The 15,883-nt window shown below is 44.3% G+C and carries 17 protein-coding genes and 1 riboswitch; of the genes, 1 reads left to right on the forward strand and 16 read right to left on the reverse strand.

From position 1 onward, the window contains the following. Window positions 1-51: 51 nt before the first annotated feature. From NST58_RS17480 to queF, 12 genes are all read right to left on the reverse strand, one after another. Complete coding sequence (locus tag NST58_RS17480) at window positions 52-1,032, reverse strand: ABC transporter substrate-binding protein (protein WP_076184371.1); 981 nt, start codon at window positions 1,030-1,032, stop codon at window positions 52-54. A 60-nt stretch (window positions 1,033-1,092) separates the two neighbouring features. Further along, on the reverse strand, window positions 1,093-2,046 hold the full coding sequence (locus NST58_RS17485) for an ABC transporter permease (protein ID WP_339248781.1): 954 nt from the start codon (window positions 2,044-2,046) through the stop codon (window positions 1,093-1,095). Between the two features lie 71 nt (window positions 2,047-2,117). Continuing rightward, complete coding sequence (locus NST58_RS17490) at window positions 2,118-3,617, reverse strand: sugar ABC transporter ATP-binding protein (RefSeq protein ID WP_076279360.1); 1,500 nt, start codon at window positions 3,615-3,617, stop codon at window positions 2,118-2,120. Between the two features lie 225 nt (window positions 3,618-3,842). Beyond that, a complete protein-coding gene (locus tag NST58_RS17495) occupies window positions 3,843-4,688 on the reverse strand; it encodes a class I SAM-dependent methyltransferase (RefSeq protein ID WP_339243638.1) in 846 nt (281 codons plus the stop codon). A gap of 32 nt (window positions 4,689-4,720) precedes the next feature. After that, a complete protein-coding gene (locus NST58_RS17500; RefSeq protein WP_339243639.1) occupies window positions 4,721-5,635 on the reverse strand; it encodes a DMT family transporter in 915 nt (304 codons plus the stop codon). 142 nt (window positions 5,636-5,777) lie between these two features. Beyond that, window positions 5,778-6,914, reverse strand: a complete 1,137-nt coding sequence (locus NST58_RS17505) for a zinc-dependent alcohol dehydrogenase (protein ID WP_339243641.1) — start codon at window positions 6,912-6,914, stop codon at window positions 5,778-5,780. 81 nt (window positions 6,915-6,995) lie between these two features. Further along, entirely contained in the window at window positions 6,996-7,814 is an 819-nt protein-coding gene (locus NST58_RS17510) for a VanW family protein (RefSeq protein ID WP_339243643.1), read from the reverse strand. Then, window positions 7,815-8,336, reverse strand: coding sequence for a cysteine hydrolase family protein (locus NST58_RS17515; protein ID WP_076126689.1), 522 nt, complete (start codon window positions 8,334-8,336; stop codon window positions 7,815-7,817). 135 nt (window positions 8,337-8,471) lie between these two features. Next, window positions 8,472-9,194, reverse strand: coding sequence for a 7-carboxy-7-deazaguanine synthase QueE (gene queE, locus NST58_RS17520; RefSeq protein WP_076279356.1), 723 nt, complete (start codon window positions 9,192-9,194; stop codon window positions 8,472-8,474). Next, entirely contained in the window at window positions 9,187-9,669 is a 483-nt protein-coding gene (locus NST58_RS17525; protein ID WP_036687544.1) for a 6-carboxytetrahydropterin synthase, read from the reverse strand. Before NST58_RS17525 ends, queE begins: the two co-directional genes overlap by 8 nt. Continuing rightward, window positions 9,669-10,331 carry a 7-cyano-7-deazaguanine synthase QueC gene (queC, locus tag NST58_RS17530; RefSeq protein WP_280753137.1) on the reverse strand — a complete coding sequence of 221 codons (663 nt, stop codon included), beginning with the start codon at window positions 10,329-10,331 and terminating at the stop codon, window positions 9,669-9,671. The genes NST58_RS17525 and queC overlap by 1 nt, the downstream gene beginning before the upstream one ends. Window positions 10,332-10,360: 29 nt before the next feature. Next, entirely contained in the window at window positions 10,361-10,834 is a 474-nt protein-coding gene (gene queF / locus NST58_RS17535) for a preQ(1) synthase (RefSeq protein ID WP_036687775.1), read from the reverse strand. Window positions 10,835-10,997: 163 nt separating this feature from the next. Then, window positions 10,998-11,041: riboswitch (PreQ1 riboswitch) on the reverse strand. Between the two features lie 313 nt (window positions 11,042-11,354). On the opposite strand from queF, the gene NST58_RS17540 reads away from it, so the two are divergent. Then, a complete protein-coding gene (locus NST58_RS17540) occupies window positions 11,355-11,690 on the forward strand; it encodes a hypothetical protein (RefSeq protein WP_036687547.1) in 336 nt (111 codons plus the stop codon). Window positions 11,691-11,754: 64 nt separating this feature from the next. On the opposite strand, the gene murB is transcribed toward NST58_RS17540, so the two are convergent. The 4 genes from murB to NST58_RS17560 form a co-directional block, all read right to left on the reverse strand. Further along, window positions 11,755-12,666: a UDP-N-acetylmuramate dehydrogenase gene (murB, locus tag NST58_RS17545; RefSeq protein WP_036687548.1), complete on the reverse strand. Its 912-nt coding sequence runs from the start codon at window positions 12,664-12,666 to the stop codon at window positions 11,755-11,757. A 150-nt stretch (window positions 12,667-12,816) separates the two neighbouring features. Beyond that, window positions 12,817-13,617 carry an ABC transporter ATP-binding protein gene (locus NST58_RS17550; protein WP_036687549.1) on the reverse strand — a complete coding sequence of 267 codons (801 nt, stop codon included), beginning with the start codon at window positions 13,615-13,617 and terminating at the stop codon, window positions 12,817-12,819. Between the two features lie 55 nt (window positions 13,618-13,672). Continuing rightward, window positions 13,673-14,707 carry an iron ABC transporter permease gene (locus tag NST58_RS17555; protein ID WP_076184380.1) on the reverse strand — a complete coding sequence of 345 codons (1,035 nt, stop codon included), beginning with the start codon at window positions 14,705-14,707 and terminating at the stop codon, window positions 13,673-13,675. Then, the gene (locus NST58_RS17560; protein WP_076184381.1) at window positions 14,707-15,762 is read right to left on the reverse strand and encodes an iron ABC transporter permease; all 1,056 of its coding nucleotides are present in this window, start codon (window positions 15,760-15,762) and stop codon (window positions 14,707-14,709) included. The genes NST58_RS17555 and NST58_RS17560 overlap by 1 nt, the downstream gene beginning before the upstream one ends. Window positions 15,763-15,883 lie beyond the last annotated feature (121 nt).

A 15,883-nucleotide genomic window follows, 5' to 3' on the forward strand; every position in this document is an offset into this window, starting at 1 on the left:
GCATAAGCATAATAGAGGCCGCCTGCGGGAGGCAACCTCTATTATTAAACTCTATTCGTATAGTAGAGGTTTGATCTCATCGGAATCCATATTGTTTTTATCATACCAGTGGAACCCCGTGTCGATGTTCTTTTCAACCGCTTCCCCTTTAATCGCTTGCACAGCTGCCTTCACAGCTTGATAGCCAATACCAATGGGGTCTTGTGTAACGGCACCAGCCACAACACCACTGCGGATAGCATCCATCAACTGCTTGCCAGAGTCAAAGCCGACGACTACGATCTTACCATTCATTTGCAATTCATTTACTGCATTAGCCACACCTACAGCAGAGCCTTCATTAGAGCCATAGATTCCTTTCAGATCCGGATTTGCCTGCATCATCGCTTTCGCAAGGTCTGTGGACTTTAACTGATCTCCACCCCCATATTGCGGCTCTAACACTTGAATATCCGGATATTTTTCTTTCATTTGTTCTAAGAAGCCATCGCGACGCTGTTGCCCCGTGCTGCTTGTTTGGTCATGTATGACAAGACCCACTTTACCTTTCTTGCCAATCAGTTCAGCCATTTTATCTGCGGCCAACGCCGCTGCTGCTTTATTGTTAGTCGCTGCCGTTGCTACAGGGATATCACTGTCTACACCAGAGTCAAAGCCGATGACCGGAATCTTATTTTCCTTTGCCTTTTCTAGATAAGGAATCGCAGCTTTGCTGTCCAGTGCGGCAAGCGCAATTGCAGCTGGCTTCTTGTCGAGAGCGGTTTGCAGCATCTCAATTTGTTTATCCACCTGACTCTCATTTTCTGGACCTTCGAAGGTAATCTCAACATCAAATTCCTTAGCAGCTTTCTCCGCTCCTTGCTTCACCGCTTGCCAGAATTGATGCTGGAACCCTTTTGATATGACTGGAATGTATGGTTTGTCTGAACCGGATGCACTCTTGTTACTATCATTGTTGTTACATGCACTCAGCAAAGTAGTGACTAACAATAGACTGGCAAGCATAATAAACCCTCTACGACGCAGTTTCATTTGAATCTTCCCCCTCGTCATTTGCTTTGTATATCACTCCGGATGGAGATCATACCAAGTTTATTGCTTACGGCGGCGTAGAATATCAGCGTAAACCGCAATGATGATTACAACACCGACAATGACCGTCCGCCATTCCTGAGACACGGACATAATCTGTAAGCCATTCGTCAGCACACTCATAATCAGTGCGCCAATAATCGTGCCTAGAATAGAACCTACACCTCCACTTAAGGAAGTTCCGCCAATGACCACTGCCGCAATAGCCTCTAGTTCATAGCCAGTGCCCAGTGATGGCTGAGCTGAATTCAGACGTGATGCCATCAGGATACCTGCGATTCCACTAAAAATCCCTGTAATGGAATAGATAATAATCTTCCATTTGACTGTGTTCACACCAGATAAGCGAGTAGCTTCTTCATTACTGCCAAGCGCGAAGTTATAACGCCCAATAATCGTCTTAGACAAGATTATGCTTGCGATCATACCGAGTAATAAGAAGATAACGATGGTGTTGGGTATACCGGGGATCATTTTACCCATGGCGATCTTGGCGAAGATCGGATCATCGTTGAAATAAATAGGTTTGGCTCCGGTGATGACAAGCGACAAGCCTTTGGTGACCATCATAATCGCCAGAGTGGCGATGAAGGGTGGAATGTTCATCTTCGCCACCATCAAACCGCTGATAAAGCCACACAGTACTCCAGCCAGAATCCCACCTACAATGCCTAACGGGACGGGCAGACCCCAGAAGGTAATAATGACTCCAACCATAACAGATGAAAATGTCATTACAGTACCGAGAGCAAGGTCGATGCCGCCCGTAATAATAACAAAGGTAGCTCCAAGCGCTAATACTCCGATTACAGCTGTAGAAACTAGAATTCCGACAAGATTTGAGAATTGAAAAAAGTTGCTGGAGGATATAGAAAATACGATGACCAATATGATCAGACTGGCAAATGCCAATAATTTTTGTTTGAATCCGGATTGCCCTCCCGTTTGCTTCATACCCGCTGGCTGACTAATCTCTTTATCCGCGATCTTCATAGTCCTGACACCTCCGGTTAACTCTTGAACAGTTATGAACGTTTCGTCGCATATTTCATAATCGCCTCCTGCGATGCTTCTTCTGCGGGGAGTTCTCCTGTTATACGCCCTTCACACATAATGATAATCCGGTGGCTCATTCTTAGAATCTCAGGAAGATCTGAAGAAATGATAATGATCGCCTTCCCTTCGCTCGCAAGCTGATCCAGCAGCTTATAAATTTCACTTTTCGCGCCTACATCAATACCTCGTGTGGGCTCATCGAAGATGAGTACATCACAGTCTCTAGTCAACCACTTGCCGATGACCACTTTCTGTTGATTACCTCCGGACAGAAACTTAACCTTTTGACCTACACTTGGAGTTTTGGTGGCTAGCGCTTCAACATGCTGCTCCGCTGAGCTTCGCATCTCCCGCTCCTTCATCCAGCCAAATGAATTACGGAATTTATAAAAGGAGGCAATCGCATTATTCATGCTGATATCCATATCCACAAGCAATCCGAAACGTTTGCGGTCTTCGGACAAATACCCAATACCATGCTGTACCGCTTGATGTGGCTGACGTATCCGAACCGATTTTCCATGGAGCATAATTTCACCCTCATCGATGGGATCCGCACCAAATACGGCACGTACAACCTCGGTACGTCCAGCTCCCATTAAACCAGCGAAGCCCAAAATCTCACCTTTATACAGATGAAAGCTAATATCCTTGAACGCATGCCCTCTAGAAAGCTTCCGAACTTCTAAGACAACTTGCTGAGTCTGTTTTGCAATCGTTGGTTTCGACGTTTGATATAATTCACGTCCAACCATCATGCTGATGATCTGATCAATCGTTATTGAATCGGTACGAACGGTATCTACATAACAACCATCACGCATAACTGTAATGCGGTCTGTAATTCGCTTCAATTCATCCATGCGGTGAGAGATATAAATAATTCCCACACCTTTATCTCGTAGCTGCTCAATCATTCGAAATAACTCGTTAATTTCTGTATCTGTTAACGCGGCGGTTGGTTCATCCATGATCAATACCTCGGCTTGGAAAGACAAGGCTTTAGCGATTTCAACCATTTGCTGATTAGCAACGGTCAGGTCTGATACCAAAACTCTGGGATCCAGCTTCAGATTCATTTGATCAAACAGTACCTGTACCCTGCGATTCATCTCCACATCATCAACGAACCATTTCAGAGCTTTACGCGGCTCTCGTCCAATGTAAATGTTCTGGGCGACCGTAAGATGAGGCATTAAATTCAATTCCTGATGGATGATACTAATTCCAAGCTCCTGTGCTTCACGGGTATTAACAATCTCCACTTCATTTCCCTTGTACCACATTTGACCAGCATCCTTGGAATAGACACCTGTCGCAATCTTCATAAGGGTAGACTTGCCAGCGCCATTTTCTCCTACTAACGCATGAACTTCCCCACGCTTCAGCTCAAATTGACATTCATTCAAAGCATGAACACCTGGGAAAAACTTGTTGATTCCCTCCATACGAAGCAACACTTCGTTCATTTTGATATCCACCTCAAATTCTTTGAGAATGCCTTAACCCTTAAAGTAATCGCTTTCAATCCGGAATGTAAAATCATTGTATTCCCTATAAGTTGCCATTGTAATGGAATAATCTCCGTAAAAAAGTTTAAAATTTTATGTTTTACATACAAAAAAAGCTGAACCGAGAGCACCTCAGTTCAGCACAAATGTTATACCCTAAAAATCACATGTCAGCGAACCCTCCTAAAGGCTTGCGCCATTTCCAGCCACCAATGTGAAGGTCTTAGGAATTCCCTTATCATACACGTCGGAAGATAGATTAGGTTCTTCTACTAATTGGCGGATCACTAGTCCGCTATTAGCTGCTGTGGTTACAATTTCTCCGAGTGTCCAGCGGCGCCAATACACAACACTATGCTCTTGTTCACCTGCTGGTTTACCTGTGGAAGGCAAATACTTGGAATAGGATACCTTCTTCTCTTCCAATGATGAGTCAAAATAATCTCCGTTTACTTTGTGTTTGCGTACCTTCGCAGTAGATCCCTTCGAGGAAATAAGCTTGGTCGTTACCGGATGAAAATCGCGGAGTACAAATACGCCTCCAGGAGATAGCAATCGGCGAGCTGTTTCCATGAATAGTGTAAGGTTGGTAAAGTAATGAACAATTCCTAACTCTGCAAAGACGATGTCATATGAACCATCAAGGACGTCTTCTGGCAGCTTAAGAATATCTGAGACGATATAGGTTAGTGGTACCCCTGCTTCTTGGGCAAGATCAGCCGCATATCGCGCATTGGCTTCCGAGAAGTCAGCAACCGTTACTTCCGCACCTAGTAATGAGAGTGCCACGGCCTTCATCCCGTTTGAGCCCATTAAATTCATCATTTTCTTACTCTTCACCTCTCCAAAAAAAGAAAGGAGCGGGTGAAGCTTTGCACTTGGTTCCTTTATTAATTTTGCAGCTGCTTCTGACGGTGTACCAAACCGAGTTACCCAAGCGGTATAAGTATCTTCGTTCCAAAGCTCTTCGCTTGTTGGCACAGCGTTTTTTTCTGCCTGATTATTTGAATATTGATTCTGCTCTTCCATCCATTGCTACCCCTTTATGTGTAAAATATCTGTTATGAAGCATTCTGAATGGCATCAGCCATCCGGATAGTTTTCCTTCTTCCCGCGTACAAATATACTGCGAGGCCAATCATAACGAGCAGCCCACCTGCCCATTGTAAGGTTGTTAGCTGCTCACCCAAGAGTAAATACGCTAAGATACTGGCACCCACTGGTTCTCCTAAAATGTTCATTGAAACCGTAGTCGCGGATACATATTGTAGTAACCAATTAAACAAAATATGGCCAAACACCGTTGGCACCACTGCTAACAATACAAAGATTCCCCATTCCTTGGCCGGATAATTAAAAAAGGAAATCCCCATGAACAGATTGTATACGGCAAACACGCCAGCGGCTGATAAGAAGACAATCAAGCTATATAAATAAGAGGGCATGCGCACCACAAGCTTTTGACCGATCAGCATATGTACAGCTACCGCGACAGTGCCTCCGACCGATAATAGATCACCTTTTAGATTATCTGCAGAGATTCCAATATCACCCCAGCCGATAAACACGACACCGCCAATCGCAATGCCAAGCCCTAGAATAGCGGACAGAGCTGTCTTTTCCTTATACAAAAAATAAACACCCAGCATAATGAATACAGGCTCCAGCGCCATGATCATTGTTGAACTAGCTACCGAAGTATACTTCAATGATCCCATCCATAGCAAAAAGTGCAGCGCAAGCATTGCGCCTGAGAGGATGAGCATTAGCCAGTCTTTTTTACGAAGAGCAAAAGCAGCTCCACTATAGGGTCTTGCAAAAGGCAGCATCAGCAGTGAGGTAAATAATAATCTGTACATGCCTTGTATAGATTCAGGTGCATCAGACCATTTAATAAAAATGGCGGAAAAAGAGATGGCCACAATCCCTATCAACATTAATAGTGGAATCGGAAGTGGCGGTTTTTTAAGTTTCACATGTTACGCGTCCTTTCAATATCTTAAGTCACTTATGTTAATTTAACGCAGACCGTGAAAAAATGCATCTATTTTCATAAGATTTCACTAAAAAAAGCACAAGCAATGTCATTTCTGACGAAAGCTCATGCTTCTTAAAAGGCTACGGCTTCAGAACAACCTTGATGCAATCCTCTTTTTTCTCACTAAAAACGTCATAGCCATGCTCCGCTTTACTAATTGGCAGGCGATGCGTAATGATATCTGTAGGATCAAATTTATTTTCTTTAATCATCTTATACAGCAACGGCATATAGTGAATCACCGGCGCTTGTCCCATTTTTAAAGTAATGTTGCGTTCAAATAGATGACCCAAAGGGAACATATTGTAATTAAGCCCATAAACTCCCACAAGCTGAATAGTTCCGAATTTACGTACGATATCCGAGGCCATTCTAAATGCACTGAGTGAGCCTCCCTGTAGCTTCAGAGTGGTTTCCACTTTCTCCAAAGCAGATATTTTGGCATCTAAACCTACACAGTCAATAACCACATCTGCGCCCCCACGAGTGATCTCCTTCAAATGAGCCCCAATGTCCTTGATCTCTTCGAAATTATAAACTTCAACATTATTGGTCAGCTTCGCATGTTGCAATCGGTAGCCGATATGGTCAACAGCAATGACTCTAGAGGCACCTTTGATCCAAGCAAACTTTTGAGTTAGCAGTCCAACGGGCCCGCAGCCGAGAACAATGACTGTATCTCCCGGCTTCACTCCCGCGCTTTCTACTCCCCACCAAGCAGTAGGAACGATATCCGATAAGAAAAGAAGCCGCTCATCTTCCATTTCTGCATCCTCCGGAACGACAAAAGGGCCGAAATTACCATAAGGAACCCGCAGCAATTCAGCTTGTCCGCCTGCAAAACCGCCATAAGTATCGGAATAACCAAGATAACCGCCTGTGTCCTTGGCGTCATTAGCATTGTCGCATTGGCTCTCCATCTCATGCTGGCAGAAAAAACACTGCCCACAGGCGACATTAAAGGGGATGATGACTCGGTCACCTTTTTTGACTTTAGTTACGTCAGGTCCCACTTCCTCAACAATCCCCATTGGCTCATGACCAATAACATAATCATCATGCATACCTGGAATTTCCCCGTTATAAATGTGCAGATCCGAGCCACAAATCGCCGTAGTGGTAATCCGAACAAGGATGTCATCTTTTTTCTCAAGCGTCGGATCAGCTACTTCTTTAACTTTCACTTTTTTCTTCCCTTGGTAGGTTAGTGCTTTCATGCTGTTAATCCGCTCCTTTGGAGATGGTCTAGAGATATAATTTTCATGCCTTTCTATGTTATATCCCTAAGCCCTAACCCCTTATCCATGAAGAAGCGGAGAATACATCATTAGTGCGTAATTATCAGTTACAGCTTCATCTCCAATTAGATCTCCAGAGCGTGTATATACTTTTCGACTGATCTTGTTACTGCGTATATATCCGCCCCAAGGCTCTAGACTAATCCTATGATCACTTTCGTATACTTCATAATCATAAAGCGCCTGCTCATTGCATCTCCACTCCCCGTGTAAATGGCTATCGTCCAGCCAGAGCTTTAGTTGATACGTTTGAGCGGTGTTATTTTTTAATTGAAGATCCAAATAATTATAAGAACAGGTCGCCCCGCTTCCAAAAGGTTGCGTACGTTGTTCATCTGGAAATACATCATAACTGTGACGATGCCGTTCCATAACGGTAAGTGGCGTATGCAGTGCCATCCAATAGATCAGATTAGACAACTGGCATAAGCCTCCTCCAACCCCGGAATGAAAACCACCATAATGCAGCACCATACCCTGCAGATACCCTTTTCGCTTAGTGGGCTTACCAATACTTCTCCAGTAGGAAAAAGTCTCCCCCGGCTGCACAACAAGTCCATCCAGCTTCGCAATTGCCAGCCGTAAGTTAGTTATTTTATTGTATTGAAGCACCATATCTACATTCCGAAGACTTCTTAATAACGGGGTAGCATGAGTCATAGCTGCATAAGATAATGTTTCATCCGTACGCTGCCTCGCTATTTTGCTTCGTCCAGTGCACCATTTCAAATATCTTTTCCAAATAAAATATCGTTTGCCAGCAAACAATCTAAGGCGAGAACGCTGAATAGGCTTCATGGCAGCCTGGGGTGTATTCATCTAGAACTGAACCTCGCTTTCAGCTCGTAACTGGGCGAATCTACCTCCAATTATCGCATTATGATGCTTAACGATCTCCCTACTACTCAGAACCCCATTATCAAAGGTGCTATGAGCGTCTGAGACCAGTACACTTTTATATCCCATGCTGTATGCGCGTCTTATTGTCGTATCCAGACAGAATTCACTTTGCATCCCACAGATCACCAGATCCGTGATCCCGAGCTTTTGGAGTTCATCTTGCAGTTCCGTTCGGTGAAAAGCATCCCAAGTAGGCTTCTCAACGATAACTTCGCCTTCCTGCGGTGTGATGCGGTGACTGATCTGCCAAGTGGGTGTACCTTTTGTGTACTCCTCATCTTCGGTATGTTGAATATACACAATAGGAGTACCTGCTAATCGAGCTTTTTGCTGAAGGGAGACAATCCTTTCCATCACACCCTCTTCATCGTACAGCTTTAGATCATAGGAGAACATGGCTTCTTGAACATCGATAATTAATAATGCTGTTGATTGTTCCAAATGAATAACCTCCAAGAGCTTTTTTCAAAATCATACCAGAAACTGGGACAGACTATCTACCTGCTAGAAGTTACAAATGTTAAAACTAAAAACCGAGTATCTGTAAGCAGATACCCGGACGATTTCATCAATCATTTATTTGCCACGCTTATTATGCCAGATCAATGCATGCAGCTGTGGAAGTACACGAACCTTGTTCATATCCGAATCCACGATTACTTTATTAAACAACCACTCCAGCCTTCCCAGAAGTCGAGCAGAAATGTTGCCCTCTTCCGTGACATCATCATTACCAGGCTGCAGAAAGAGCTGCACATTCGGATATCGCTGGTGAACGTTTTTCGCATAATCAAAATCCTTATCATCAAACACTACGACCTTCAAGCTATGCGTAGAACGACCCAGTTTCTCCATCTTACTCATGATGTTATCTAGCATTTCCCAATTCGTTGTCATTCCTGAGCTTGGGGGTTTAGGACTGATTGTCAGCACATCCACGTCATTGAACCAATCCTGCCATTTACTCCCCTGAGTTTCTATCGCTGCTTTTATTCCACGCTCATGAAGCAGTTTGATGAAGGTACCCATTCCTTCACCAATCAAGGCAGGATTACCGCCTGAAATCGTAACACAGTCGAAATTATCTCCAGCTAATGCCAATAATTCATTTATGATTTCTTCTGCTTCCATCATGCGAACCTTATTCTTAGCCGTACCATCCCAAGTAAAAGCGGAGTCACACCAGCCGCAACGATAATCGCAGCCATAGGTGCGGACAAACATTGTCTTCACTCCAATTACCGCACCTTCGCCTTGAATAGTTGGACCGAACATTTCAATGACAGGAATCTTACTCACAGTCACAGCCTCCATACAAACGGTAGGATGGCCCTTCATCCGGAACATCTTCAGCCAGCACCTCTGCCCAAGAGGTTGGAGTCTCCCATAGCTTTACCGAGTACAAAGGCAACCCTGCTTGCTTAAGCTTGTAGGCAATATATGAAGACATATTCTCTACTGTGGTGCGGAAAGACAACAAGGCTACTTTGGAGCCCGTATTCGTTAACGTCTCTAACACAGGTTCATTTCCCATGGCAAGAAAAGCGTGATCTAAACGATCTACAAGGCTTTGTTGTACTGTCATTTTGATATCGCTGAAATCAATGACGAAACCTTCATCCGAGTGGCCTTCCGCGGCCATAGGTTTGCCCTTAAGCACTACTTCGAGCTTATAAGTATGTCCGTGCAGGTTGCTGCATTTCCCTTTGTGTCCCACTAACTGGTGTGCCGCATCGAACGTAAATATTTTGCAGACTGAAACCTCGTTAAGCATTAAGAACCGGCCTCCATTCTCTCCGCCTCATATTGCTCAAGACCACGCTGACGCAATAGACAGGCTGGACAAGTACCGCAGCCACTGCCAATAATACCGTTGTAACAGGTCAGTGTGTGTTCGCGAACATAATCAAAATACCCCAGTGCATCGGCCATTTTCCACGTTTCTTTTTTATCCAGCCACATTAGGGGAGTGTGGATCGCAAACTCATAGTCCATAGATAAGTTCAGCGTAACATTCAATGATTTCACAAAAACATCACGGCAGTCCGGATAACCGCTAAAGTCCGTTTGGCAAACCCCAGTGACGATATGGGAGTACCCCAGTTGTTTAGCTAATATTGCGGCAAAAGATAAAAACAACAAATTCCGTCCATCGACGAAAGTACTTGGAAGCTCATCTCCTTCACCAGCCACGATATCTATATCCTGACGGGTAAGTGCATTGGGTGCCAGCTGATTGAGCAGCCCCAGATCAAGAATATGCTGTTTTACATTAAACTTAGCTGCTATCTCTGTTGCAACTTCGATTTCAGCCGCATGACGTTGATTATAGTTGAAGGTAACTACCTGCACTTCCTCATACTGCTGCAATGCCCAAACCAGGCAAGTGGTGCTATCTTGTCCGCCGCTGAATACGACGAGTGCTTTTTTGTTCATATGAATCTCTCCTTATCACAAGTTGGAATTTAGCGGTTGTCCACTTTTTCTGGATAGAGGTCGTGATTGATTAAGCGGTGTTCCGCCATCGCCTCATACTTCGTACCCGGTCTTCCATAGTTGCAATAAGGATCAATTGAAATGCCTCCGCGCGGAGTGAACTTGCCCCATACCTCAATGTAACGCGGATCCATCAGAGAGATCAGATCATTCATAATAATGTTGACACAGTCCTCATGAAAATCACCATGGTTGCGGAAGCTAAACAGATACAGCTTTAATGATTTGGATTCCACCATTTTTTGTTCAGGAATATACGAAATATACAGCGTGGCAAAATCCGGCTGACCCGTTACAGGACACAAGCTAGTGAACTCAGGGCAGTTGAATTTAACAAAATAATCACGCCCGGGATGTTTGTTATCAAACACCTCCAGAATGTCTGGATCATAACCAAACTTGTACTGTGTTCCCTGATTACCAAGCAAAGTAACTTCTTGCATTTCCTCTTTCAATCTTCCTTCTGACACGACAAAAAACCCCTCTCTTTTCCTTCGGCCTTGGCCGGTAATGGAAAGAAGAACGAGATTTCGAAAACTTGGCTCCACTAAGAAGAAACGGAAGCAACGTCCGTATAAAGGACAGCAACCGCTTGTACTGTTTAATATATTCTTAGTTTTTTATAGAGGGAGTTCGCGAACCTCTCCTGCACAACTTTAGCGCAGACTTCTTCTTAAAGCATATTGCGTCTTGAACTATACCATGGGTAGCCCGCTCCTGACAAGTTCTACTCTTTACTGTTACCTTATATAGATCAGCAAATAACTCCAGGTTACCGCGGATAGATCTGCGTATGTAGAGTTTATGAAGTTCAAAAACAATGCCAATTTGGTCGTGAATTTCTTTTTTAATCACATGAATTATTCATACAGTTAATTAAGATGTGGCAAAAAAAAGGATTCAAATCCTAAGAAAAGGGTAACTTATTCATAATAATCTTCGAGCTAAGGGTGGGAGCATTTTATGGAACAAAGTATACAGCAGCTTATGGATTGGCTTAACAATCATTTAAATGAAACAATCGCTATTGAAAAGAAAGAACTTCGTGATTTGGATAAAGTTCATTTCAATTTAGAGTCCGTAGATTTCCGGAGTGCAGATGACGTAATTGATGAATATCTTGGAAGTGCACTGATATTAAGAGGTTTCGGCAGCACACTTAACGCCGATGGTGAACTGGTATCCCTGCCACAATCCACTTATGATTTAGCTGTTGAAGGTCTTCAAATCGTAGACTTAGCCGACCGCAAGGCAGAAATAACTACGGACAGAGCTAATTACACCCTTTCAGTAGATTAAACGAACATGATTATGATAAGCAAAAAGAGCCCACAGCGATCTGCGGGCTCTTTTTGCTTATCATTTATTCTTCTCCAATGATCTCCACTTCAGTTTCAAGCTCTACACCGAATTTATCCTTCACAGTCGCTCTTACATGGTGGATTAGCCCGATGTAATCACTGGCTGTTGCATTATCTGCATTCACAATAAATCCCGCATGCTTCTTGGATACCTCAGCACCGCCGATTCTTGTACCCTGTAAGCCGCTCTCTTGAATTAACTGTCCTGCAAAACGGCCTGGAGGCCGCTTAAATACACTCCCACAGGATGGATACTCAAGCGGTTGCTTCGATTCACGTAAATATGTTAGTTCATCCATTTTTGCCTTGATCGTTAAAACATCACCGGAAGTCATAGCAAATTTGGCCTCAAGTACAATATACTCACCGCTTGCGAATACACTTTTTCTGTATCCCCATTGCAGCTCATCTCCTTGCAGAGTTACCAATTGCCCGTTCTTATTTATAGCTAGTGCACTATGCAGGACATCTTTGATCTCACCGCCATAAGCACCTGCGTTCATATAGAGCGCTCCACCAACTGTTCCTGGAATGCCACAGGCGAACTCAAGACCCGTAAGCTCCTTATCAAGCGCATATCTGGAAACATCAATTATTTTGGCACCACATTGCGCATATAAGAGATTGTCGCGAATTCCCATTTCGGTCAGTCCTGCCGTTTGCAGAACGATTCCACGTACCCCTCCATCACGGATAATCACATTGGAGCCATTCCCAAGTACCGTAAGGGTTATCCCATTTTGTTCTGCATATGTAACAATCTTTTGAATTTCATCATAAGTAGCTGGTGCAGCCAAAATATCAGCTTTTCCGCCCATTTTAGTGTACACGTGATCTTTTAAATTCTCATGACTTTTCACTTTTCCTGCAGTCATTAGCTGCTCTAGGTCATCTTGAATTTTGTCAATATTCATGTTTTCATGCTCCTTTAACCATGTATAAATGATGGTCCTTGATCTATTTTAAAGAGTTATTATGAAATTGTAGGCAACCACAACTGTAACAACGAACAGGCTCCCTTGTCAATGACGGGAGCCTGTTCGTTATATGATTTTAGATGATAATTACACAGCTTTATAGGCAGCAAGCTCGTAAGGAAGACACAGTGGCACACCCGTACGTGGATCCGGAACGATATCCGCTTCAATTCCAAACACTTCCCGCAATACATCTGGTGTCATAACCTCAGTAGGTGAGCCTTCGCTAACCACAGTACCGGACTTAATCGCTACCATATGCTGCGCATAACGAGTAGCATGATTCAAATCATGCACGACCATGATAATGGTACGGCCTTCTTCCTCATTCAGCTTTTGCAAAAGCTGAAGAACTTCGAGCTGATGCGCCATATCTAGGAACGTTGTAGGCTCGTCAAGGAATAAAATATCTGTTTCTTGAGCCAACGCCATAGCGATCCAAGCGCGTTGACGTTGTCCACCAGAGAGACGGTCAATAGGGCGATCATGAAAAGATTCCATGCCCGTAACAGAGATGGCGTTGGAGATGATGTTGCGATCCTCTGCGGTCATCGTGCCAAATCCCTTTTGATGAGGGAAACGACCGTAACTGACCAGCTCAGATACCGTCAGACCGTCAGGAGCCGTTGGGTTCTGCGGTAGAATCGCTAGCTGACGAGCAACCTCTTTAGTTGAAAAGTTATGGATCGATTTGCCGTCCAGCATTACGGTGCCACTCTTCGGCTTCATAATCCGGGCCATCGTTTTGAGGATTGTAGATTTACCGGAGCCGTTAGCGCCCACTAGTGCGGTGATTTTTCCCGTAGGGATAGACAAGTTCAAGCCTTTAACTATAGTAGCCTCTGCATACCCAATACTTAATTCTTCTGTATTCAAACGTTCTGACATGATCTACAACTCCCTTAAAAGTTTTATGGAGCTATGCTCCTAAGTATGAACTAATTTACGCTTTAGACTTGGCGAGTAAATATAAAAAGTAAGGTGCGCCAATAATCGCAACCACAATGCCAGTCGGAACTTCCGCAGGTTGCAGCACCCATCTGCCGATGGTATCAGCGGTAATCATAAGAAGCGCCCCTGTCAAAGCACTAGCAGGTAATAACACTTGATGGCGGGGTCCCACGAGCCTGCGAGCCAGGTGTGGTGCTATCAGGCCGACGAAGCCAATACCTCCGCTTACCGCGACGCAGGAGCCGGCAAGCGCTACGGCTGTTACCAGAAGGAGAATACGTTCCTTCTCCACACGCATTCCTAGACCTAATGAAGTGTGGTCCCCTAGATTCAATACATTTAGAACCCGGGCTTTATAGAAGGCGAACGGTAACAGAATCGCGATCCAAGGCAGCAAAGCAAGGACGAATCTCCAATCCCCACCCCATATTTTCCCGGCGATCCAAGTAGCTACAAATTGATAATTATTAGGATCAAGCCTAAGTGCCAATACAAGCTGGCAAGCATTGATTCCTGCAGCGACCGCAATCCCGATAAGGATCAGCCTTGTAGGAGACAGACCATCTGCCTTCCGGTAGGCAAGAATATAGATTAAAGCTGCGGTCAGGCCAGCCCCACCAAGCGCTAAGAGAGGCAAGACAAATACCGGAGCTGCTGTTGTAGCCGGAAAAAACGAGATAAAAATGATTACCGCAAAACCTGCACCAGCACTTATGCCCAGCGTAGCCGGTTCAGCGAGTGCATTACGTGCGAGACTTTGTAGAATACAGCCCGATACTGCAAAGCCCGCTCCAACTAACAATGAAATTACGATGCGGGGTAATCTGAAATCAAATAAAATAAGCTTTTGCTGATGTGTTCCATCACCCATGAGTGTATGTAATACCTCTAGTGGGGATAGACGCATAAACCCTGTATTCATACTGACTATAAACACAACGACGATCAGTATAGCAAGGAGCGCTAACACCGTTAAGGCGCGTGTGCGGCGTTCTTTTTCATCTGGAGTAAGGGTTAATTTGGGCATTACAGCTCCCCCTTCCGCTTACTCGCTAAATAAATAAAGAACGGTACGCCGATGATGGCAATTAAAGCTCCTAGCGGTGTCTCATAAGGTGCATTTATCATTCTTGCGGCAATATCTGCAAAGATAATCAATAAGCTCCCTAGAACTGCCGAGCAAGGGATAATCCAGCGGTAGTCCACTCCAACGAAATAACGTGTAACATGTGGAATAATTAGTCCTATAAAAGCAATCGGGCCAACCGTTGAAACCGCGCTTCCAGCTAAGATAACCACAACAATCATACATGCCAATTGAACTATCCTTGTCCGCTGCCCCAGACCAACCGCTACTTCTCTTCCTAAGCTGAGCAATGTGACGGATCGTGATAACATCATTGCTGCAATTAAGGCTACGGCCACCCAAGGGAATATAATCTTGATCTGAGTCCAGCTAGCTCCACCCATCCCACCAGCTAACCAGAAGGCTATGTCCTGAGATAAGTTGAAAAGAATAGCTACTCCCTGACTAATAGCAACCAATAAAGCACTAACAGCCGAACCTGCTAATGTCAATCGCAAGGGGGTCAGGCCATTAAAAGAAAGCGAACCGATTCCGAATACGATAAAAGAGGCCACAGCGGCACCGATAAAGCAATACAACATTAGTGAAGTGAATGAGAGTGAGGGTGCAAAAGCAAATACTATGGCCAGCGCTACCCCTGCTCCTGCATTCAAGCCTAACAGCCCTGAATCCGCAAGCGGGTTTCTTGTCATCCCCTGCATGATAGCCCCTGCTACTGCGAAGCAAGCACCGACTAAGGCGCCAGCAATAGCACGTGGAAATCGCAGTTCTCTAATTACCTGATGTTTTTGTAAATCTGGATTGAAATGAAATATAGCTTCCCATACCGTAGCTAACTTGATATCTGCTGCACCTACTGAGACCGAAAGTGCCAATCCGAAGGCAATGGCAGCAAGTCCAAAAATAAGAATACCAATGGCAGCTGCCGGTCGGGTATGTAGAGCTTTTTTGGGTTCATTTTTAATACGATTTGCGAAATCTGAGGGTGAAACCATGAGTCGTCTCCTTATTCAATAGTTACAATGGTTTATATGATAACAACAATCATTCTCATTATCGCAAAAATATTTATGTTGTACAATTGCAGGAACGATTTTTCCGTACTATGGGATTGGT

It is taken from the genome of Paenibacillus sp. FSL R10-2796 (assembly GCF_037965315.1).
GTDB lineage: Bacteria > Bacillota > Bacilli > Paenibacillales > Paenibacillaceae > Paenibacillus_AQ > Paenibacillus_AQ odorifer.